Here is a 22,465-nt window from a genome sequence, read left to right on the forward strand (position 1 = left end):
GCCATCGGCAAAGGCGTAAAATCAGCTAAAGGTTATTATCAACTGAGGGCTCTTATCAGCTAAGGGCTTCTTTAACCTGGCGGGTAATATCCGTCACACTGCCAACGCCTTCAATGCGGTGGTACTGGGGCGCGCTCTGGGGATCCTGCTTGGCCCACTGCTGATAGTAATCGACCAGCGGGGCCGTTTGATCGTGGTAAACGGATAGGCGATTACGCACCGTGGACTCTTGGTCATCTTCACGCTGAATAAGCGTTTCACCGGTCACATCATCCTTGCCTGGCTCTTTGGGCGGATTGTGCTCAACGTGATAAACCCGGCCCGATGCTTGGTGCACACGGCGTCCCGCCAATCGACTGACGATCTCTTCATCGGGTACGGCAATTTCCACCACGTGATCTAGCTTAACGCCGCCCTCTTTCATGGCGTCGGCCTGGGGGATCGTGCGTGGGAAACCATCGAACAGAAAGCCATTTTCGCAGTCAGGCTGACTGATGCGCTCTTTGACCAAGTCAATGATGATGTCGTCGGACACCAGGCCACCACTGTTCATGATCTCTTTTACTTTCAAGCCCAGCTCAGTGCCATCTTTAATGGCCGTGCGCAGCATATCCCCGGTGGAAATCTGAGGAATCTTAAATTGCTCACAAATAAACTGAGCTTGAGTCCCCTTCCCCGCGCCGGGGGCACCCAACAGGATTAAACGCATGGCACTGCTCCTTGAAGTTCTTGGTATGAAAAAAGAGTTCGAAAAATGAGTATGTGAATTCTGTTAACTGACAATAACCGCGCCTCTCAAGCGACACAACTCCCCAAAAGCCTGAGAAACCCGCTTTTGTTTCAATTTTTTTAAATTAAAACAGCCAAATGCCCTAAATCTACCACTTTGGTCGCCCTGCGAGAGGTTTAGGCAGCATTTACGTTTAGTAAACACAAGCGGCGCCCCTAGGGGCGCCGCTTGTGAAAGCACATCGCTACCAATTACAGCAGTAAGCGACGAATGTCGGTGAGCACATCGGCCAGGAAGGCGGTAAAGCGTGCCGCATCGGCGCCGTTGATCGCACGGTGATCGTAGGAGAGCGACAGCGGCATCATCAGGCGCGGCTGGAAGGCACTCCCATCCCAAACCGGCTTCATCTGCGCTTTGGACACGCCCAGAATAGCCACTTCCGGCGCGTTAACGATCGGTGTAAACGCCGTGCCACCAATCGAACCGAGGCTCGAAATGGTGAAGCAGCCACCGGTCATCTCGTCACGCTTGAGCTTTTTGGTCTGGGCTTTCTTGCCTAGCTCCGCCATCTCCTTGGCAATCTCGATCAAGGATTTGTTATCGGCGTTGCGCACTACTGGCACCATCAGACCGTCAGGCGTATCCACGGCAATACCGATATGGACGTAGTTCTTCCATACCAGGGTTTCACCGTCACCCTTCAGACTGACATTGAACTGCGGGAATTTACGCAGCGCAAAGGCACAGGCTTTGACCATAAACGGCAGCGGCGTTAGCTTGGCGCCCTGGGCTTCCGCTTCCGCCTTCATCGCCTTGCGGAAAGCTTCCAGCTCGGTGATGTCCGCTTCGTCGAATTGCGTAACGTGGGGCACATTGAGCCAGCTACGATGCAGGTTGGTCGCGCCCATCTTGAGCAGACGCCCCATCGGCTTCTCTTCCACTTCACCAAACTGGCTGAAGTCGACTTCCGGAATGGGCGGAATACCCGCGCCGCCAGTAGCCGCGGCTGCCGCACCTGGCTGGGCTTTACCCTGATTGGCAATCGCCTGCTTCACATAGGACTGTACGTCCTCTTTGAGCACGCGATCTTTCGGGCCGCTGGGTTTAACGAGTCCCAAGTCGACGCCTAGTTCACGAGCCAGCATGCGTACCGCAGGGCCGGCGTGCACCAGCTTGCCATCCCGGGGCTTATGGGCAGCCATCTGTGCTTCCGGGCTGGGGGTACCCGGAGATTCAGACGGTTTAGCGCTGTCCTTGCTGTCACTGCTCTGCGAGGCTTTTTCTGGTGCGGCCTTTTTCGGTGCCGCTTTTTTGGCACCCGCCACTTCCATATAGCCGATCACATCGCCTTCAGAGACGGTGTCGCCCTCTTTAACGGTCAGCTCAAGAAGCTTGCCTTTGTAGGGGCTGGGCACGTCCATAGAGGCTTTATCAGACTCTAGGGTGATCAACGGGTCTTCTTCATTGACTTCGTCACCCGCCGCTACGCCGATCTCGATAATCGGCACGTCAGAGGAGCCAGAAAGATCCGGTACGCGAATCTCTTTGCGCTCCGGCTCGCCACTGGCGGCCTCTTCCTGATCATCTTCAGCCGTTTCTTCCGGCTCGCTACTGGCTTGGCTAGAGGACGGTTCTGGAGAAGAGCTCTCTTCCGATGCGTCTTCGCTGTCGCCGCCTTTGCCGACGATCTCCATCTGGCCGATCACATCGCCTTCAGACACGTGTCGCCCTCTTTCACGGTAAAGCTGACGATCTTACCGCTATGGGGGCTGGGCACGTCCATGGAGGCTTTGTCAGACTCCAACGTGATCAAGGTGTCTTCGGCCTCAACCTCATCGCCTTCGCTGACCGCGACGTCGATAATTTCGACGCTGTCGGAGCCGCCGAGATCGGGCACTTTGATATCCACCGTCTGCTTACCGCCGGCTGACTTTTTAGCCGCGGGCTTCTCTTGAGACGGCTCTTGGCTTGTCTTGCTTCGCTGGGGCCTCTTCAGGCTGGCTGTCAGACGAGCTCTCTCTTGCTGCTCGTCGCCGCCACCTTCGACTTCCAGCTCAACGATATCGTCCCCTTCCGAGACGCTATCGCCTTCTTTGACCAGCACTTTGAGTACCTTGCCGCCTTTCGGGGCCGGTACGTCCATGCTGGCTTTGTCGGATTCCAGCGTGATTAGGGTGTCTTCCGCTTCAATGACGTCGCCTTCTGACACCGCAATCTCGATGATTTCGACATCGGTATCGCCGCCGATATCGGGAACTTTGATGATTTCGCTACTCAAGGTCGCGCTCCTTCCAAATCGGATCGAGCCGGTGGGCCACCGCCCACCGGTCAGCGGTTTAGCTAGTCAGCGGGTTAGGCTTATGGGCATCAATGCCGTACTTCTTAAGCGCTTCACCAACCTGCTTGCGATCAATCTCGCCACGCTCAGCCAGCGCACGTAGCGCCGCCACGGTCACGAAGTAGCGATCTACTTCGAAGAAGTAGCGCAGCTTCTCGCGGGTGTCTGAACGGCCAAAGCCATCGGTACCCAGTACAGTGTAGTCACCCGGTACCCAGGCACGCACTTGATCGGCATACAGCTTCATGTAGTCGGTCGACGCGATCACCGGGCCGTCGCGCCCTTCCAGGCACTGTGTGACGTGAGGCTTGTTGGCCTCGGCGTCTGGGTTCAGGAAGGCTTCACGATCCAGCAGCAGCGCTTCACGACGCAGCTCGTTAAAGCTGGTCACGCTCCAGATGTCGGCGCCGATGCCCCAATCGTTCTCAAGCAACTCAGCGGCAGCTTCCACTTCGCGCAGAATGGTGCCAGAGCCCAGCAGTTGAACGCGGCCCTTGTCACCCTTGGTTTCGCGCAGTAGGTACATGCCTTTAACGATATCGTCGGCGGGCACATTTTCCAGCGCGGGGTGCTCGTAATTCTCGTTCATCACCGTCAGGTAGTAGAAGCAGTTCTCCTTGTCGGTGAACATGCGCTTCAGGCCATCCTGCAGAATGACGGCGACTTCATGGGCATAGGTCGGGTCGTAACTGCGGCAGTTGGGGATGGTGGAGGCCTGAATCAGGCTGTGGCCATCCTGGTGCTGCAGGCCTTCGCCGTTGAGCGTGGTGCGCCCGGCGGTGCCGCCGACCATAAAGCCACGGGCTTGCAGGTCACCCGCCGCCCAGGCCAGATCGCCGATACGCTGGAAGCCAAACATCGAGTAGTAGATGTAGAACGGCAGCAGCGTGACGTTGTTGTTGCTGTAGGAGGTCGCCGCGGCGATCCAGGCCGACATGGCGCCGGCTTCGGTAATGCCCTCTTCGAGGATCTGCCCTTTCTGATCCTCGCGGTAGAACATGATCTGGCCTTTATCCACCGGCTCGTACTTCTGACCTTCCGAGGTGTAGATACCCAACTGACGGAACATGCCTTCCATACCGAAGGTACGCGCTTCGTCAGGGATAATCGGCACCACCTTCTTGCCCAGCGTCTTATCTTTGACCAGGCCGTTAAGCACCCGCACAAACGCCATGGTGGTCGAGACTTCACGCCCTTTCGAGCCGCCCATTTGCGAGGCAAAGGTCTTGTCTTCGAGGCTGGGGATCTCCAGGCCTCGAAGTCGCTTTGACGGCTGGGTAGGTAGCCGCCCAGACGCTCACGCTGCAGGTGCATGTACTTGAGCTCGGGAGAGTCGTCTTCCGGCTTGTAGTACGGCACGTCTTTGAGCTGCTCGTCGGTTAACGGAATACCGAAGCGATCGCGGAAGGTCTTGAGCGCTTCATACTCCATGCTCTTGACCTGGTGCGCTTCGTTGGCCGCTTCGCCATCGCCGCTACCCATACCGTAACCTTTAACGGTGTGCGCCAGGATGACCGTGGGCTTGCCGTTGAGGTGTTAACCGCCTCGTTATACGCCGCGTAAACCTTGAACGGATCGTGGCCACCGCGGTTGAGCTTCCAGATATCTTCGTCGGAGAGGTCTTTGACCATCGCCTCGGTTTCTGGATATTTGCCAAAGAAGTGCTCACGGGTGTAAGCGCCGCCGTTGGCTTTGTAGTTCTGGTACTCGCCGTCGACCGCTTCGTCCATGCGTTTCTGAAGGATGCCTTTCTTATCCTTCTCGAACAGCGGATCCCAGTGACGCCCCCAGACGACCTTGATCACGTTCCAGCCCGCACCACGGAAGACGCCTTCGAACTCGTCCATCACCCGCGAGTTGCCGCGCACAGGGCCGTCAAGGCGCTGCAGGTTACAGTTGATGACGAAGATCAGGTTGTCGAGGTTTTCGCGACCAGCCAGTGAAATGGCGCCCAGGGATTCCGGCTCGTCACACTCGCCGTCGCCCATGAAGCACCAGATCTTGCGGTCATACATATCCTTCAGCTCACGGTGATGCAGGTACTTCATCACGTGCGCTTGATAGATAGCCTGAATCGGGCCCAGCCCCATGGAGACCGTGGGGAACTGCCAGTAGTCCGGCATTAACCACGGGTGCGGGTAGGAAGAGAGGCCATCGCCATCGACTTCCTGGCGGAACCTGTCCATCTGCTCTTCCGATAGACGCCCTTCCAAATAGGAACGTGCGTAGATGCCCGGTGCTACGTGGCCCTGAATATAAATCAGGTCACCGGCAAAATCGCCCTGAGGCGCGCGGAAGAAGTGGTTAAAGCCCACGTCATACAGGGTAGCCGAGGACATAAAACTGGCAATGTGGCCACCCAGGCCCGGCTTGGCGCGGTTATTACGAATCACCTGGGCAATGGCGTTGTAACGGATCAAGGAGCGGATACGGCGCTCCATGAACAGGTCACCAGGCATCGGTGCTTCGCGGTGAACCGGGATCGTATTACGGTGCGGGGTCGTCACCGAGAAGGGCACCTTCATGCCGTCCCGGCGCAGGCGATCCGCCAGGCGGGTCATCAGGTAGCGGGCACGATCTTCGCCCTCACGATCCAATACCGATTCCAGGGAATCAATCCATTCCGTGGTTTCGATCGGATCGAGATCTTCTCTTGTCTCCAGACTCATAGAGGTCTCTCCGAATGACGATAAATGACAAAAATCCCCGCTACCCTGAAGGGCCTGGGGCGGCGGCGTGGCACTACACCACGCGCCAACATTCAGCCGGTGATTAAACGCCGGATAGGGGTTTTAGCTCTACATTCAACAAGCTACGTAACTATTGATGTAGTAAAGCTACACAATTCTCTTAGAAGTTAGCCTTTTGTATAGGCGAAGATACCTCAAAGTCGCCACGCTGCCAATTCCGTCGCAGCGGAAAAGCCTATCGAAAACAAACTATTGCACTGCAACATAAGCAATTCATAGAGCATTTGCCATTGCGACCAAATAGTCATCCGATGTAATTAAACTACCGTTTTATTGCGTTATTAGTGAAATACTTAGCACACGGGGAAAAACGTAATCGAACCGCTAACGCTCAACACGCGATGTCAGCAGTTGCTGGAAATACGCCCAATCAAACGCCGGACCAGGATCCGTTTTGCGCAGCGGCGCCACATGGGCATGGCTGGTAATACGACTGCTATCTAGCTGAGGGTTGCGCGCCATTAGCCACACCACTGCTTCCACCAGAGTGTCATACTGTGCTTTGCGATAGGGGGTAACGTCATCCCCTTCAAGTTCAATCCCCACCGAGAAATCGTTGAGCGCCTTTCGCCAGCTTAGCTGGCGAGCATCCCACCAGTTGGAGCGCCCAGCATGCCAAGCACGCTGATCTGTATCAACAAACTGCACGCACTCACCATCGCGACGGATAAGCAGGTGTGCGGAGACTCTTAAGTGGGCAATTTCGGCGAAAAATGGATGTTCGTCTACCGCCAATTGATTGGTAAATAGCGCTTCAATAGCATTACCACTAAACTGACCAGGCGGAAGACTGATCGCATGAATCACTAGCAACGACACCTCACCGGTGGGCCGAGGGTCACAGTTCGGTGAAACGACTTTACGCGCGCTTTCCCACCACCCGTCAAGGGGTTGTTTATTTTCCACTGGCAAGGGCTCCTTTACGTTAGCGCTTTCTTTCTCTGTTCTCTTTCACCGCTGTTTTTCACTACAATGCCCGTCATCGAAGACGACGTTCAGGGAATCCACGGCCATGCATTATCAATCCGCTCTTGCTGAAGAAATCCGCGCCAGCGCTGCTCGCTTGCTATCAGAAGACGTTGGCCCGGGTGATATTACCGCGCAATTGATCCCTGAACATCAGTGGGCCAGCGCCGACGTAATTACCCGTGAAGCCGCAGTGCTGTGTGGCGCACCCTGGGTAGATGAGCTGTTTCGCCGCTTGGATAGTCGGGTAAGTCTGACCTGGCACGCCGCTGACGGCGATAAGCTAGAGGCTGAGCAGTGTTTCTTAACCCTGGAAGGCCCCGCCCGTGTCCTGCTTACCGGCGAGCGAGCGGCGCTTAACGTATTGCAAACGCTGTCTGCCACCGCCACCGCCACCCGCGCATATGTCGACCTGATTGAAGGCACCGGCGTTCGCCTGCTTGATACGCGTAAAACGCTGCCCGGCATGCGCTTGGCGCAGAAATATGCGGTCACCTGCGGCGGCGGCCACAACCACCGCATTGGCCTATGGGACGCGTTTTTGATCAAAGAGAACCATATTGCCGCCTGTGGAGGCATTCAAGCGGCGGTTGCGCAAGCGCGCAAGTTAGCCAACGACCTGCCCGTGGAAGTCGAGGTAGAAACCTTTGAAGAGTTGGATCAGGCATTGGCCGCGGGAGCTGATATTGTCATGCTCGACAATTTCGCCATCGAAGACCTGCACGTTGCCGTGGAAATTAACGGCGGCCGAGCCACCCTGGAAGCTTCAGGCAATGTGGATGCTGCCACCCTGCGGGCAATTGCCGATACCGGTGTTGACTGTATATCGAGCGGCGCACTGACCAAGGACATCGCCTCGATCGATCTTTCCATGCGCATTACCCGCAGCTATAGCGTTTGATGATTAGGTTTCAACAGCATTAAGCGATTTGGAAAGTTTATAACGCAGCAGTCGCTCCCCGCTTCGCTCGACCCACTCCTCGCCGTGGTTTTTCCAACCACGGCGCAGCAGGCGCTCATAGAGCATTGAACTCGCCTCTATCTCGATTTGCCCCTTTCCCTGCTCAAGCAGCAGCCGTTCGGCATGTACCAGCAGCGTGGTACCGATACCGCGACCGGCTAATGAGGGCCATACGTAGAGTGTTTCAACCCGCCCAGCGACTAAATCCAACTCCAGGAACCCCACGCAGCGACCATCACAGGTAGCCACTAGGGTTGTGTAGAGCGCTTGGCGCACTCCCCATGCACTGCCTTCGCGGGGCAACGCATTGGCCCACGCACGCCGCTCATCCAGCGTGTAATGCGTGGCCGCTCCCTGCATAACAGCGTGATAAAACACTTCCGCTTGGTCGGCGGCATCCCGTGCTAGCGCCGCGCGATAGGTTATTCGCGTACTGGTTGGCGCTTGCTGCTCCTCGGTATTGGTCATGCGTCACCTCTGAGCTGTTCAGCTATCATTTGATCAAGACACATTCGATCACGCCCCATTTGGTCACGCTTAAGCCATTGGCCTGCTTTATACTACTTGGATCAATTCTACGCGAATCAACCCCAGCAGAAGGCAGTGTGATGGACGATGCCCCTAACAGCGAGCACTTTACGCTGACGCCCATTGGTCATGTGGTTAGCGACTACCCCGATAAATTCGGTATTCCCCGCCAGCCGGGCTCGCCCCGCGGCCGATGCCCGGCTTGTACTCACTGCGCCCTACAACGACCCACTCGCGGTGCGCGGTTTGGAAGACTTCAGCCACCTGTGGCTGAGCTTTATTTTTCATCAAAGCCCTGAGCGCTGGTCGCCGCTGGTAAGGCCGCCGCGCTTGGGGGCAATAAAAAGGTGGGGGTTTTTGCCAGTCGCAGCACCCACCGCCCTAACCGCCTGGGGCTCTCACTGGTGAGATTAGTCGGTATCGACACCCAGCACGGCGTTACGCTGCAGCTCCAGGGCTGCGATTTAGTCAGCGGCACCCCAGTGATTGATATCAAACCCTACCTGCCCTGGGCCGAATCCGAGCCTAACGCACTGGCCGGTTTCGCCCCTGAAACACCGCCACTCATGGACGTCACCTTTCATCAAGCGGCACTGGATACGCTTGCTCAGCGCCACGACAGCGCCACACTGCTGGCATTAATTGAGCAGGTACTCAGCCAAGACCCCAGGCCCGCCTATAAACAAAAGGACAGGGATTCTGAGCGTCTTTACGGCGTACGTCTGCGCGACGTGGACGTTAAGTTTTGCCCTCGCCAAAATGGCGAAGCCACCACCTTGGAGGTGATGGCTATCGAACCTTACGCCGAGCAATAAATCTGACGCGCCGGCTTAAGCAGGAAAGGTAATGCCCAAACGGCGGCCAACTTCCTCATACGCCTCAATCACACCGCCCAACCCCTGACGGAAGCGGTCTTTATCGAGCTTCTCACGGGTGTTGGCGTCCCAAAGACGGCAACCATCCGGAGAGAACTCATCCCCCAGCACCACCTCGCCTTTGAATACACCAAACTCAAGTTTGTAATCCACCAGTAGCATATCGCCCTCAGCAAACAGCGCTTTGAGGATATGGTTAACCTTGAAGGTCAGCACCTTCATCTTGGCTAACTGCTCAGGCGTTGCCCAACCGAAAGTCTCCGCCAGCGACTCATTGATCATCGGGTCGCCCTTCTCGTCGTTCTTCAGAAACAACTCGAAGGTGGGTGGCGTCAGTGCAATCCCCTCTTCAACGCCGAGACGTTTTACCAACCCACCCGCAGCGATATTGCGCACCACACACTCCACCGGGATCATCTGCATCTTTTTGACCAGACTCTCAGTGTTGGAGAGCTGTTTTTCAAAGTGGGTGGGGATGCCCGCTTCCTGCAGCCGCTCCATAATGAAGGCGTTAAAGATGTTATTGACCATTCCCTTGCGGGCCAGCGACTCGACTTTTTTGCCATCGAAGGCGCTGGTGTCATCACGAAAATTGAGCACCAACAAATCCGGATCGTCGGTGGTGTACACAGATTTCGCCTTACCGGCGTAGAGTTCTTGGCGCTTTTCCATGGGGGCTCCGTAAGGGGTCAAGGATCAACAAATTAACGTAAATAGCCGGAGACACGCTCAAGCAGCTCGCGCTGATCATCGGCGCTGAATGCCCGCTCGCTGGCATTGATGGCACGCAGAATCGTCTGGTCGCCGTTAGGCTGCAGGGCAAGACGAATCTGCTGGGACATTTTGCGCACATCCGGGCTGAAGACGATTTGCAACGGGTTGCGGTTGCGCTCGGTTTCAGTCATGTACTCAACCATAAACTCATGACTGGCAGGGTCGACGGCCAGCAAATCACGCTGACCTTCCTGAGCAAAATCCAGCTCAAGATAGTGGTTCAACTCTGCCCATACCCGATCGACCGGCTGCGGGATCACCACTTCCCACTCGTCGTCCTGCTGGCGGATTTGCAGCGTTTGCTCACCGGTGAGGCGCTGAGCGGTCCAGGAAGAAGAGACACTGGCAGATGCACTGCGCGCGCTTAAATGGCTCTCTAACGCATCGAGGCAGCTCGCCATGGTTTGCCCGCCGCGTTCGCAGCGAACTTCGCTACTGCCTGCGCGTAGTGCACTTTGCAGGCGAATTTCCGCCTGGGGCGTGACGATAACGCCCTGAGAAGCACTGCTCTGCAGCACCTCCAACTGACGACTACGTACAAACTCTTCCAACTGCGGCCAGACCGTACCGGTGTCGGCGGCCACTACTAGCCAGGTTTGATCGCCCACTTCGCGACGCTCGACATACTCAGGTTCCATCCCACTGCCAATCGCCAATGACTGTGGCGGGCGAATCTCTGCTGCTTCGTCAAGCCGTGCACCTTGGGTGGCGGCTTGAGGAACCGGCAGCGCATCGCGATAGCGCTGGGTGTTGCGGGTCTCTGGCAGCACCAAAGGCGGCGCTGGAGCGGCCTCGGTGTAATCCAAATTACGGTCGTGGTAAAAACCATCCCGCGCACAACCAGAAAGCGCGACAGCCGCTGCGAGTGCCAGCGGAACCCATTTAAGCGCACGTATTTCAAGCACAGAGCTCATCAAGCCACTTAACTTAAGTCAACAATTCGGGTACCCAGCTCAACGGTAAGCAGCTGGGTAGCAAAGGGTATTGCGTCGGACTACTCCTCTACGACACCCGCCAACTGCAGCGCTTCGCTCACCGTGGCGTGGTACTTTTCCGACAGCCAGGTTAGCGGTAAGCGAATACCCGCATCCGCGTACCCCATACGGTTCAGCGCCCACTTCACTGGAATAGGGTTCGACTCTATACCCAGGTTGGTATGCAGCGGCATCAAAAGCGTATTAATCTGGTGCGCCTTATCGGAGTCGCCGGCCACCGCTGCCGAGCAAAGCTCATGCATCGCCCGGGGGCAACGTTGGCGGTGACGGAGATATCCCCATGACCACCCATCAACATAAAGTCGCAGGCGGTCGCATCATCACCGGAGTAGAGCATAAAACCACTGCCCTTCAGGCGAGTGATTAGATCTTCCGCACGCTCCAGGTTCCCCGTGGCGTCTTTTAAACCGATAATATTATCGACTTCGGCCAGGCGTAACACGGTCTCGTTGTAGATATCCGAGCAGGTGCGACCAGGCACATTGTAAAGAATAACCGGCAGGTCGCTGGCCTCGGCTGTGGCCTTGAAGTGCTGAAACAGGCCTTCCTGAGTAGGCTTGTTGTAGTAGGGAGCCACCGTCAGACAGTAATCTGCCCCCACCTCTTTCGCGTAGCGGGTCAACTCCACTGCTTCGGTGGTGTTGTTCGAGCCGGTACCGGCTATAACCGGTATACGGCCATTGACCTCTTCCACCACGCTGCGAATCACGTCAAAGTGCTCCGCAAACGACATGGTAGTCGGTTCGCCCGTGGTGCCAGCGGCGACAATGGCATCGGTGCCATTTTCGAGATGGAAGTTCACCAGACGACGAAGCGCCTCCCAGTCGATGTCGCCATTGACCTTCATAGGCGTCGCCAGGGCGACGATGCTGCCTGTGATCATCCGTTTATTCCTCACCAGCCAAATTGTGATATCAACTATCTGTGTTTTTGAATACGAGAGTTTTTTTCAAAACCGAGCGCGATCACGCTATTTTGCATCAAGCGCCGACACCGCACAGAGGCCAAATGGTACTCAGGCGATTCGAGCCTGTACAGCGTAAAGCGGTGTGAGTTTGTCGTCACCCTGTTTTGAGCTTTGACAACGGCCGCTGGCTTACGTGTAATCACGCGTAACAAGCAATATTAACACCCACCCTTAAAAGGATGCCTTATGCCTGTTGAAATTGGTCAACCCGTTGCTGACTTCTCCGCCACTGCCACGGGTGATACCACCGTGACACTGTCGGAAATGCGTGGCAAACAAGTGGTCATATACTTTTATCCCAAAGCCAGTACACCTGGCTGCACCACCGAGGGCGGTGACTTCCGTGACCGCAAACCCGCCTTCGATGCCGCTAATACGGTCATTCTTGGTGTTTCTCGAGATGGCTTGCGCGCCCAGGAGAATTTTAAGGCCAAACAGGATTTTAATTTCGACCTTATTTCAGATAAAGACGAAAACATCTGCACGCTATTTGATGTTATCAAGCTCAAGAAAATGTACGGCAAGGAGCACCTGGGCATCGAACGCAGCACCTTCCTGATTGATAAGGAGGGCAAGCTAGCCAACGAATGGCGCGGCGTTAAAGTACCTGGCCACGCGGAAGAAGTACTTGCTGCGGCTGAAAAGCTGAACGCTTCCAACTAACTCAACCAGGGCTCTATTTCAGTTCAGCCCACTGCCCGTACTGATTCACTTGCGCGGGCAGTGGGTGAGCGCTATTCGGCTTCCTGGCTAGCCGTGGCTGGTATACTCCGACGCTCCTCCCGCTCATGCATGCTACGTGGCCAGGCGTAAATCAATGCCTTGAGCAGTGTTGCCAAGGGAATCGCAAAGAAGATCCCCCAGAAGCCCCAAATCCCACCGAAGAACAGTACCGCCACAATAATCGAAACCGGATGAATATTATTGGTCTCAGAGAACAATACCGGTGCCAATACGTTGCCATCCAGGGCTTGAATCACGCCATAAGCCACCAGCACATAGACAAAATCTTCACTAAGACCAAAATAGAACCCCGCTACCGCGGCGACCGGTAGTGTAGCCACCGCAGCACCGATATAAGGCACTAACACCGAAAGGCCGACCAACACCGCTAGCAGCGCTGTATACGGTAAGCCAAAGAACGCAAAGGTAAAGAACGCCACGGTGCCAACGATGATGATTTCAATAAATTTGCCGCGGATATAGTTGGCAATCTGATCGTCCATTTCGCGCCAAATACGCGATAGCAGCGTACGCTTTTGAGGCAGCAGCGAAAGAATAAAACCGACCAACACGTCGCGATCCTTGAGCATAAAGAACACCAGAATCGGCACCAGTACCAGGTAGATAATCAGCGACATAATATTGCCGAGCGAAGCCAGCGAAAGCGTTAAGGCGCGCTGGCCTAGCTGGCTAATCTCGCGGCTCGCCACGCCTATCCAGCTTTGCATCTGGTCCGGCGTAATAATATTCGGGTAGCGCGCCTGCAGTTCATCCAACCAGCCCTGGCCACTGGCGAACATCCGCGGTGTCTCTTGCACCAGCCCCACTAGCTGATTCCAGATCAACGGCATCAGAATAAACGCCAGGGTGAGCAGCACGCTGATAAAGGCCAAAAAGACCAGGATGACCGCTAGTAGGTGCGGTACCCCTCGCCGGGTAAACGCACTCACTACGCCTTGCAAAAGAAACGCAATCACCAGTGCAGTAAAAAACGGCGCCAGCATGCGTCCAAACCAGATAATCGCGGCAAAGCCCGCCACCAGTACTATCAGCAGGATCAGCGCCTCCTCATCCGAGAAATAGCGTTCAACCCAGCTTTTTAAAATCGTGCGCAGGGTCATGAGTGCGCATCCCCAGCTTTTCTAATCCAATAAACATACACCTCGTCGCGCTGCTCACGACCTTCCAGCGTATGTGCACTTTGGTCGGTAAACGACGCCATATCACGCCACGAACCCGCATCGGTGGAACGCACTTCCAGTAACTGACCAGCCGCCAAACCTGCCAAGGCCTGCTTAGCCTTCAGCAAAGGCAGCGGGCAATGCAGCCCGCAAGCGTCAAGCACCGTGTCGGGTTGAAAGCCCTCGGATTGCTCAGACATATACACTCCCTCAAAATGACCTACATACTCACGGCATTGTTACATAAACTATCTTTTTAGCGATTGATTTCACTAGGCAGTCGATTTAACGGCACTTCCCTGTGTTTATCAATGTCACACTCTTCACCAATGCCATACCCTGACCACTGTACTTATTCATTATTTATGAGGATGCCATGCCAACCCTTCGTATCGCTTACCCAGGCTGGATATGTGCGTTTGCTTGTGCCTGTGGCAGCCTACTGTTTAGCCCACCAAGCATTGCCTCCAGCGATTACGGCTTGCCGAGCTTAGGGGCGGCGTCTACCTCTGTCAGCAACGAAGAGTACCGCTTGGGCCGCGCCTGGTTGCGCCAGTTTCGTGCCCAAGCCCCCCAGTGGCAAGACCCCATAACCAATGATTATCTGCAAAGCCTGATTGCCCGGCTGGCCCCGCATAGTGATATTAACGGTCTGCGCACGATCACCGTCATGGTCGATAACGCTTCATTGAACGCCTTTGCCGTCCCTGGCGGCGTAGTAGGGATCAATTCAGGACTTTTCGCGTTTGCCGAAGATGAAGGCGCCTTTGTCTCGGTGCTAGCTCACGAACTGGGCCACCTCTCTCAACGCCACTATGCCCGAGGCAGTGCCCGCGCGGCTCAGACCCAACTGCCCGCCATGGCAGCCATGCTGGCAGGTATGCTGATTGCCGCCAGTGGCGGCGGCGACGCTGGAATGGCGGCCGCCATGGGCTCACAGGCGGCGCTGATCCAGGATCAGCTCAGCTACTCACGGCTGTTTGAACAGGAAGCCGATAACATCGGCCTTCAGGCCATGGCCGATGCAGGCTATGACCCCGAGGCAATGGTGCGCATGTTCTCAGCCATGCAGCGTATGGCGCGCCTTCAGGGCGATACCCCACCCGAGTTCCTGCTGACCCACCCGGTCACCGACAATCGTTTAAGCGCCGCGCAAGCCCGCGCCGCCCAGCTCAATGTTGCCGATGCATATACCAGCGACACCCTCTACGACATGATGCGCGCCCGAGCGCTGCTAAGCATTTACACTAATACGCCACAGCAAGCTGCTTCGCGCCTTGCTCAGGAAGGCGCCGAACAAGCCGCTCAGGACTACTTAGCGGCACTGATCGATGCTCGCAACGGCCAAACCGATAGCGCCCTGGAGCAACTGGATAGGCTTGCCAACGAGCATCCCGACTTTGCCATGCTGCCCGCCTCTTCGGCTAGCGTCGCCCTGGAAGCTGGCCGCTACGATCAGGCCATTCAGCGCAGTCAGCAATTGCTACGTTTTATGCCCAACTACCTACCTGCCCAACTAATCTTGGCCGAAGCACAGCTGCAGCGCGACCCGCAGGCGGCCTATGACCTGCTGCGCGACATCACTTCCCAAAACCTGGAAACCCCGCAGGTCTTTAACCTGCTGGCCGAAGCCGCCGGGCGCAGTGGGCATGATAGCTGGGGGCACTTAGCCCGCGCAGAGTATCTTCAACTGACCGGCCGCGTCGATCGCGGCATTCGCCAACTTTCTATCGCTCGGGATGCTGCTGAGCGGGAAAATGATCAGCAGGCGCTGGCAAGAATCGAGCAGCGCCGCGAGGATTTCATTGAGTATCGCGAAGCGCTGGATGATTTTAGTTAAGGCCCAGAAGAGTCGATATCCTGAAGCATGAAAAAGCGCCCATGCGTTAGACATCATGGGCGCTGTAAGCTTTTAACTGGCTAAGTCTTAAGTTATGGCCTTCAAGCTATAACCTTCAAGCTATGACCTTCAATTCATGCATTGAAGTTAAGCATGCGCTCAAGGGGCTTTAAAGCCTGCAGACGCAGCGCTTCATCCACCTGAATTTCTCCACTTCCCTCACGCAACGCACCGGCTAGATTATCCAGCGCGTTCATGGCCATCCAGGGGCAGTGTGCACAGCTACGACAAGTGGCGCCGTTGCCTGCCGTCGGCGCTTCAAACAGCGTTTTATCCGGCACTGCCTGCTGCATCTTGAAGAAGATGCCACGATCAGTTGCCACGATCAGCTTATCGTTGGGCAGCTCTTTCGCGGCCTTGATCAACTGCGAGGTGGAGCCTGCCACGTCCGCCAGCTTCACTACTGGCTCAGGCGATTCGGGATGCACCAGTACTGCGGCATCTGGATAGATGCGCTTCAGATCTTCAACGCCCTTGGCCTTAAACTCTTCATGAACGATACAGGCGCCGTCCCACATCAGCATATCGGCGCCGGTTTTGTTCTGGATATAGCCGCCCAAATGCTTATCGGGCGCCCAGAGAATTTTCTCGCCTTTGGCCTGCAGGTGCTCAATCACCTCGACTGCAATCGACGAAGTCACCACCCAGTCTGCCCGCGCCTTAACGGCTGCAGAGGTGTTGGCATACACCACTACGGTGCGGTCAGGATGGGCATCACAGAAGGCGCTGAACTCATCGGCGGGGCAGCCAATATCCAGCGAGCAGGTGGCTTCCAAGGTGGGCATCAGCACGCGTTTTTCAGGCGAAAGGATCTTGGCGGTTTCGCCCATAAAGCGGACACCGGCGACGACCAGCGTGGTGGCTTCGTGGCGAGCACCAAAGCGTGCCATCTCCAGCGAGTCAGCGACACAGCCACCGGTCTCTTCCGCCAGTTGCTGAATGGCATCATCGGTGTAGTAGTGTGCGACCAAAACGGCGTTATGGGCCTTCAACAGTCGTTTGATCTCTTCAACCCGTGCCTGATCTTCCGCCGGAATGCGGGTCGGGCAGTAGGCTGTGGGTAGCGGGGCCTCAAGCTTCGCTTGAGTAGTCATAATAGTCATTGTGTCTACCACTGTGACGAACAGGGAATCCCCCTGTTAAACACTGGGCTACGGCGCAGTGCGTCTTGCACATGCACCGCTCGTTGGAGCGATGAGCCGCTGCGTCTCTCGCGATGGCCATCGCTTAAAATCTATTCTAGACAGATTTATTCTAAACCATTTTGGCGGGAAATAGCGTTTGACTGCAAACAGATTGTCACACATAGCAAAACGCCCCTGGCAGCTAAACTGCCAGGGGCGTTGAATTTGGTGGGTCGTGCAGGATTCGAACCTGCGACCAATTGATTAAAAGTCAACTGCTCTACCAACTGAGCTAACGACCCAAACTTGCTGTGCTGATCACTTTCCAGCGTTACTACACATACTGTTACTACACATACTTTAAACGTTCACCACTGCATTCAAACTGACTTTATTCAAACTGATCAGTCGTTTGAATGGTGGGTCGTGCAGGATTCGAACCTGCGACCAATTGATTAAAAGTCAACTGCTCTACCAACTGAGCTAACGACCCGCCTGAACGGATGCATATCCTACGCTTACACCTTATTGATAGCAAGCGTTTTTTCGCTTTCACTCTACAATAATGAACCATTTGCGTGCCCGCTGGCGTCACTCAATGCTGACAGGCACGCTTATCAGCCTAACCGCTAACGACTGAGCACCAAGCGGTTCAACGGGCTCTGCAAGCCGCGCTTAGCGAGCCTTGCTTTTCGGTTTGCGCAGTGCCTGTACCGGCTTACGCTTGTGCTTATCGCGGTTCCAGCGATTCTTCTCATCCGGTGTCAACGCGGGCACTTTACGTGTTTCCAAGTTAGCCAGCGTGGCTAAGTCATCCACCTCATCCTGGGTAAGTTCGACCCATTCGCCGGCTTTCGCCCGCTTATCGAGGAAGATATTGCCGTAGCGCACGCGTTTAAGACGACTAACCGTCAGCGCCTGGGATTCCCAAAGACGACGCACTTCACGGTTGCGCCCTTCGAGAATCACCACGTGGAACCAGGTGTTGATGCCTTCGCCACCAAACTCCTGAACATCGGTAAAGCGCGCCGGGCCATCTTCAAGCATGACCCCATCGACCATGGCCAGGATATGCTCGCGCTTCACTTCACCCATCACGCGAACCGCGTACTCGCGCTCCACCTGGGTAGAGGGGTGCATCAAACGGTTGGCCAGCTCACCGTCGGTAGTGAACAGCAGCAAACCACTGGTGTTGATATCCAGGCGACCGATCGCAATCCAACGTTCGCCTTTCAGGCGCGGCAAGCGGTCAAACACCGTGCGGCGACCTTCTGGATCCTTACGGGTGCATAGCTCGCCTTCCGGCTTGTTATACATAATCACCCGGCGTGGCACTTCTTCTTCTGGGCGCAATGCCACCGGACGGTCATCAAAACTGACTTTATCCCGCGCTTCAACGCGGTCGCCCAGCTTAGCCACCTGGCTATTCACTTTAACACGGCCGGCGGAAATCGCCGTTTCCATCTCACGACGCGAGCCAAGGCCTGCACGGGCCAAGACTTTTTGCAGCTTTTCGCTGGTGGGGGGCGTGGTGTTATTACTCTGACTCATGGTCGTCTGACCTCACATCGGTAGTCTCCGTGCTTTCGCGCTCATCTTGTTGGCGCTTGGCACGTGCCGCGAGCCGAGCCTGTAGGTCGGCAAAACTCAGCGGCTGGGTTAACGCCGTCTCGGCGTGCGTGTCGGCTATCTCAGCCGAGGTTATCTGTTCTTTCTGAGGTGGCGCATCCTGCACCGTTTTGATCGTTTCGTCCAGTGCTTCATGGTCTGTACCGGGGCCATTTTCTTCCTGAATGTCAGTATCCATCGTCATCCCCGGTTCTTCAGATATCTCGTTTTCATCCCAGCTTGCCAGGGTGTGCATGGGCGGCAATGCATCGAGGGTTTTTTACCCAAAATCGTCTAAAAAGCTGCGTGTGGTGGCGTATACCGCTGGTCGGCCAGGCACATCACGATGACCGACCACCCGAATCCAGCCGCGCTCAGCCAAGGTGCGCATAATGGAACTACTCACGCTGACACCGCGCACTTCCTCAATGTCCCCACGAGTAACCGGCTGCCGATAGGCAATTAATGCCAGTGTCTCCAGCAGCGCCCGCGAGTAGCGCTGGGGGCGTTCATCCCATAACCGCGACACCCACTGGGAAAGCCGCGGACGAATGCGCAGTTGGTAGCCTGAGACCGTTTCCAGGAGCTCCAGTGCACCGCCAGAATGTCGCTGCTGCAAACGTTCCAGGACGTCACGAAGCTCTTTGCGCGGGGGGCATTCGCCCTCAAGAAAGAGTGTCTCCAACCGCTCAAGGGGCAAGGGTTCGCCAGCGGCCAGCAGTGCGGCTTCAACAATATCATCTAAAACAATGTCATCTAACGCGGTGACGGTGTTACTCATGGCGCCTCCTCGTCAGGTTCAAAAGCGGACTCGCCATAGGCATCATCTTCTATCTCGCCCTCATCAAAAGCGCTCTCCTCGCCGTCAGCAAGGGCAGCGCGTCGCGCGCGCACGTGAATTGGCGACAGCGGCGCATTTTGGACAATTTCAATCATGGCTTCTTTGGCCAGCTCAAGAATCGCCATAAACGTGACCACCACGCCTGCGCGCCCCTCCTCTAAAGTAAATAGCGCTTCAAAGGGGGTATAGCGCTGATGGGCGTCGTCGTAACTTAGCTGCTCCATGATCTTGAGCATGCGCTCGCGGGTAGAGAGAACCTCGCGGCTGATCTGGTGGGCCTGCACCAGCTCGGCACGCTTGAGGATATCGGAGAGCGCGCTGAGCAATTCATCCAATTCCACCTCGGGGTGAATCACACGGGATTCCAGTGGCGGTAAGCCCGCCTGCACGCTGAACCAGTCACGCCCCATACGCGGTAATGTGTCCAGCGTCTCTGCTGCCTCTTTAAGGCGTTCGTACTCTTGCAGACGGCGGATAAGCTCAGCGCGGGGATCCTCCTCGTCATCGCCCTCAGCCTTCGGCGGGCGGGGCAACAAAGTGCGCGACTTGATCTCAGCCAGCATAGCGGCCATCAACAGGTATTCCCCCGCCAGCTCGATCTCCATGGCCTTCATCAGCTCCACGTACTCGATGTACTGGTGGGTGATGGTCGCCACGTTGATGGTCAGAATATCCAGGTTTTGGCGGCGAATCAGATAGAGCAGCAGATCCAGCGGGCCTTCAAAGGTCTCTAAAAAGACACGCAGTGCTTCCGGGGGAATATACAAATCCTCCGGCATTTGCGTAATCGGCTCATTAAACAGACGCCCAAGCGAAGCTGCCACTGGCTCGGTGGGTTCGGAATCAGGGCTTGCTAAATCAACAGTAACGCTTGGCGTCTCGCTCACGCGGGTCGGCTCTCTTGGAAAATGGAAATCGGCACAAGCGAACAGTTTAGCAAAGTCGTTAGCATTCGCGTTGCTCTATTAGAGAGTAAGCACAAGCGTACTACCCCGCCTCCACCGCTTTGCGGTAGCGGCCAGTATAGTCAAACAGCTTGTCACGGATTTGGAAATGGCGCCCCACTTTGCGGCCTACGACAAAATCCGGGTGGCGTAGGCGGCGCTGTTCGGCGACGACGTCCTCGGCGCTTAGCGGCTGCCATTTACCTCCCGGTGCGCGCAGATGGTAGCGCAGAAAGGCGGCATAAAAAGCGCGCCGTTGAGCGGGGGTTTCCAGCGCGTACCACTCGGAAAGATGGGTGCCATCTTCGTCATGATAGGTGACTTTTAAGCGCGGCAGGCCACGGCCGTTAGTGGTCGCTTCCAGCTGCATACCGCTTACCCGCAATACCTTGGCGTCTTTCAGCTTTAGGGCGTCCTTGAGTTTATCATCCGCGTCCACCAGTAGTTTTTCGCAGCCGTGGCAGCGGCGGGCGGCAATATCATTCTCGGCGCCACACTCCTCGCAAACTTTAAAACGGAACCGAAACTCACACTGGCGCCGCTTTCCTTCATCATCTTCAATTAGCCCCTGACAGCGGCGGCCAAAGTGCTCAATCACTAAATCACCGTCGCGCTTACCCCAGTAAAGATTGGCATGACCGCAGTCGGGGCACTCTATCTGAACCGGTTCGCTGTCACTATCGGGCTTCGGCTCCCCACTTCCGGCGCGAAGATATCCCAGGGGTTGCCGGCATAATCCAGAATCAGGCAGTCGCTCTTGCCCGGCGACAGGCGCAGCCCTCTGCCCACCATCTGCTGGTAGAGGCTCACCGATTCGGTAGGCCGCAAAATAGCGATCAAATCCACGTGGGGAGCATCGAAACCGGTGGTCAGCACCGCGACGTTCACCAGGTATTTTAGTTTCCGCGCTTTAAAAGCATCGATCAGCGCAGTGCGCTCTTGGGAAGGTGTTGCACCGGTAATTAAAGCCGCCTCTGCTCGAGGTAAATAACCGATAATTTCTTCAGCGTGGGCCACGGTGGCGGCAAAAATCATCACGCCCTGGCGATCAACCGCACGTTCGACGATTTGCCCGATAATGCCCGGCGTCGCTCGACTGCCCGCCACCACGCGATTCAGCTCTTCCTCTTGGAACAGACCGTTTGAAGAGGGTTTGAGTGCGGAGAAGTCATAGCCCTCAATCGCCATATCCAGGCGCTTGGGCGCAGCCAGATAGCCCTGCTTCACCATCAGACGCAGCGGCTGCTCGAAGACGCAGTCACGAAAAAAACTCTCTTCACTGCCCCGCACCATGCCGTGATGGTGGCGGTAATAAATAAACCCCTGCCCCAAACGGTACGGCGTCGCGGTGAGGCCGAGTATTTTAAGCTGTGGATTGTGCTGGCGCAGGTGCTCAATCACCTGACGATAGCTAGCGTCTTCGTTGAGTGATACACGATGGCTCTCGTCGATGACCAGCAAGGTAAAATTAGCGTCGTTAAAGCTCTCCAGGTTACGCACCACCGACTGCACCGAGCCAAATACCACTTGGCGACTCGCCTCTTTGCGCTTTAAACCGGCGCTAAAAATATCCGCCTCAAGCCCATAAGCCTGGTACTTGGCATGGTTCTGCTCCACCAGCTCACGCACATGGGCCAGCACCAATACCCGCCCACGGGCCAAGCGCGCTAGCTCAGCTATCACCAGGGATTTACCACTGCCCGTGGGCAGCACCACCAGCGCAGGCTCGCTTGAGGCTCGGAAATGGCCAACCACGCGCTTGACCGCTTCCTGCTGATAGGGGCGAAGCTGGGGCGTTGGTGAGTTAGCTAGTGAGGAGCTAGGTATCGACAAATTAATTAGCCCGCTATTGAACTATTACGACTTTCGTCGCGTCGTAGTAGTGATGGTTTAAATAATCCCAGAAATCGCAACGTTTATCAGCGAGAAGATACTAGTGAGGTGAGCAATGACAACCAACCATTTCAGCCCAGAGTGCCCGGAATGCAGCAGTCGTTTAAAACGCCTTCCCGCCACGCGGCGTGGTAAAGCCCATGTGTTCTGCATGGATTGCGGACATGATTTTGGGCGCTTCGAATACCTCGTTGAGCGCTACCGGTTAGAGCTTGAAACGCTGGAGGCCAAACTAGGATTGCCACCCGAAGGGGCTGATAAAACACCGGCTAGCGCTCCCGAGCGGCACTCTTAATAACTGTTGTCACGACTCGCGTAACTGTTAACGGCGGAAAAAAATCCGCCGTTAACATGGGCGCTATGCCCA

14 protein-coding genes, 2 tRNA genes and 6 pseudogenes are annotated in these 22,465 nt (G+C 56.0%); 5 read left to right on the plus strand and 17 right to left on the minus strand.

The genetic code is table 11. From position 1 onward, the window contains the following. Positions 1 to 55 precede the first annotated feature (55 nt). From adk to ampD, 4 genes and pseudogenes are all read right to left on the minus strand, one after another. The gene (gene adk / locus FDY98_RS16825; RefSeq protein ID WP_009287421.1) at positions 56 to 709 is read right to left on the minus strand and encodes an adenylate kinase; all 654 of its coding nucleotides are present in this window, start codon (positions 707 to 709) and stop codon (positions 56 to 58) included. Between the two features lie 272 nt (positions 710 to 981). Further along, positions 982 to 3,008 (minus strand): annotated as a pseudogene (aceF, locus tag FDY98_RS16830) (pyruvate dehydrogenase complex dihydrolipoyllysine-residue acetyltransferase). A 58-nt stretch (positions 3,009 to 3,066) separates the two neighbouring features. Continuing rightward, positions 3,067 to 5,737: pseudogene (gene aceE / locus FDY98_RS16835) on the minus strand (pyruvate dehydrogenase (acetyl-transferring), homodimeric type). A gap of 405 nt (positions 5,738 to 6,142) precedes the next feature. Next, entirely contained in the window at positions 6,143 to 6,724 is a 582-nt protein-coding gene (ampD, locus tag FDY98_RS16840) for a 1,6-anhydro-N-acetylmuramyl-L-alanine amidase AmpD (RefSeq protein WP_022522123.1), read from the minus strand. A gap of 106 nt (positions 6,725 to 6,830) precedes the next feature. Here ampD and nadC point away from each other — a divergent pair, with 106 nt between their 5' ends. After that, positions 6,831 to 7,685, plus strand: a complete 855-nt coding sequence (gene nadC, locus FDY98_RS16845) for a carboxylating nicotinate-nucleotide diphosphorylase (protein ID WP_027958661.1) — start codon at positions 6,831 to 6,833, stop codon at positions 7,683 to 7,685. A 3-nt stretch (positions 7,686 to 7,688) separates the two neighbouring features. Here the strand turns inward: nadC and FDY98_RS16850 are convergent, their stop codons facing one another. After that, positions 7,689 to 8,213: a GNAT family N-acetyltransferase gene (locus tag FDY98_RS16850; RefSeq protein WP_022522121.1), complete on the minus strand. Its 525-nt coding sequence runs from the start codon at positions 8,211 to 8,213 to the stop codon at positions 7,689 to 7,691. Positions 8,214 to 8,353: 140 nt separating this feature from the next. Here FDY98_RS16850 and tsaA point away from each other — a divergent pair. Next, a pseudogene (gene tsaA, locus FDY98_RS16855) lies at positions 8,354 to 9,088 on the plus strand (tRNA (N6-threonylcarbamoyladenosine(37)-N6)-methyltransferase TrmO). A gap of 15 nt (positions 9,089 to 9,103) precedes the next feature. On the opposite strand, the gene purC reads toward tsaA, so the two are convergent. From purC to dapA, 3 genes and pseudogenes are all read right to left on the minus strand, one after another. Then, positions 9,104 to 9,820 carry a phosphoribosylaminoimidazolesuccinocarboxamide synthase gene (gene purC / locus FDY98_RS16860; RefSeq protein ID WP_022522119.1) on the minus strand — a complete coding sequence of 239 codons (717 nt, stop codon included), beginning with the start codon at positions 9,818 to 9,820 and terminating at the stop codon, positions 9,104 to 9,106. A 32-nt stretch (positions 9,821 to 9,852) separates the two neighbouring features. Then, a complete protein-coding gene (gene bamC / locus FDY98_RS16865; RefSeq protein WP_027958659.1) occupies positions 9,853 to 10,836 on the minus strand; it encodes an outer membrane protein assembly factor BamC in 984 nt (327 codons plus the stop codon). A gap of 80 nt (positions 10,837 to 10,916) precedes the next feature. Continuing rightward, a pseudogene (gene dapA, locus FDY98_RS16870) lies at positions 10,917 to 11,800 on the minus strand (4-hydroxy-tetrahydrodipicolinate synthase). A gap of 270 nt (positions 11,801 to 12,070) precedes the next feature. Between dapA and FDY98_RS16875 the strand changes: the two are divergent. Continuing rightward, positions 12,071 to 12,547 carry a peroxiredoxin gene (locus FDY98_RS16875; protein WP_022522116.1) on the plus strand — a complete coding sequence of 159 codons (477 nt, stop codon included), beginning with the start codon at positions 12,071 to 12,073 and terminating at the stop codon, positions 12,545 to 12,547. A gap of 71 nt (positions 12,548 to 12,618) precedes the next feature. Here FDY98_RS16875 and FDY98_RS16880 read toward each other — a convergent pair whose 3' ends face one another. Together FDY98_RS16880 and FDY98_RS16885 are read right to left on the minus strand one after the other, a co-directional pair. Beyond that, the gene (locus tag FDY98_RS16880) at positions 12,619 to 13,728 is read right to left on the minus strand and encodes an AI-2E family transporter (protein ID WP_009287428.1); all 1,110 of its coding nucleotides are present in this window, start codon (positions 13,726 to 13,728) and stop codon (positions 12,619 to 12,621) included. Further along, a complete protein-coding gene (locus FDY98_RS16885; RefSeq protein WP_022522114.1) occupies positions 13,725 to 13,988 on the minus strand; it encodes a sulfurtransferase TusA family protein in 264 nt (87 codons plus the stop codon). The genes FDY98_RS16880 and FDY98_RS16885 overlap by 4 nt, the downstream gene beginning before the upstream one ends. A gap of 176 nt (positions 13,989 to 14,164) precedes the next feature. On the opposite strand from FDY98_RS16885, the gene FDY98_RS16890 reads away from it, so the two are divergent. After that, a complete protein-coding gene (locus FDY98_RS16890; RefSeq protein WP_027958658.1) occupies positions 14,165 to 15,628 on the plus strand; it encodes a M48 family metalloprotease in 1,464 nt (487 codons plus the stop codon). 134 nt (positions 15,629 to 15,762) lie between these two features. Here the strand turns inward: FDY98_RS16890 and nadA are convergent, their stop codons facing one another. From nadA to FDY98_RS16925, 7 genes and pseudogenes are all read right to left on the minus strand, one after another. Continuing rightward, positions 15,763 to 16,791, minus strand: a complete 1,029-nt coding sequence (nadA, locus tag FDY98_RS16895; protein WP_027958657.1) for a quinolinate synthase NadA — start codon at positions 16,789 to 16,791, stop codon at positions 15,763 to 15,765. 247 nt (positions 16,792 to 17,038) lie between these two features. Continuing rightward, a tRNA-Lys gene (locus FDY98_RS16900) sits at positions 17,039 to 17,114 on the minus strand. Positions 17,115 to 17,229: 115 nt separating this feature from the next. Beyond that, a tRNA-Lys gene (locus FDY98_RS16905) sits at positions 17,230 to 17,305 on the minus strand. A 182-nt stretch (positions 17,306 to 17,487) separates the two neighbouring features. Further along, positions 17,488 to 18,363, minus strand: coding sequence for a 23S rRNA pseudouridine(2605) synthase RluB (rluB, locus tag FDY98_RS16910; RefSeq protein ID WP_009287431.1), 876 nt, complete (start codon positions 18,361 to 18,363; stop codon positions 17,488 to 17,490). Beyond that, positions 18,350 to 19,201 (minus strand): annotated as a pseudogene (scpB, locus tag FDY98_RS16915) (SMC-Scp complex subunit ScpB). The gene rluB and the pseudogene scpB overlap by 14 nt, the downstream one beginning before the upstream one ends. Beyond that, positions 19,198 to 20,148, minus strand: a complete 951-nt coding sequence (locus tag FDY98_RS16920; protein WP_027958656.1) for a segregation and condensation protein A — start codon at positions 20,146 to 20,148, stop codon at positions 19,198 to 19,200. The pseudogene scpB and the gene FDY98_RS16920 overlap by 4 nt, the downstream one beginning before the upstream one ends. A gap of 100 nt (positions 20,149 to 20,248) precedes the next feature. Next, positions 20,249 to 21,960, minus strand: a pseudogene (locus tag FDY98_RS16925) (DEAD/DEAH box helicase). 193 nt (positions 21,961 to 22,153) lie between these two features. Here FDY98_RS16925 and FDY98_RS16930 point away from each other — a divergent pair. Next, positions 22,154 to 22,393 carry a hypothetical protein gene (locus FDY98_RS16930; RefSeq protein ID WP_027958654.1) on the plus strand — a complete coding sequence of 80 codons (240 nt, stop codon included), beginning with the start codon at positions 22,154 to 22,156 and terminating at the stop codon, positions 22,391 to 22,393. Positions 22,394 to 22,465: the final 72 nt, after the last annotated feature.

This window comes from Halomonas sp. PA16-9 (assembly GCF_009728585.1).
GTDB lineage: Bacteria > Pseudomonadota > Gammaproteobacteria > Pseudomonadales > Halomonadaceae > Vreelandella > Vreelandella titanicae.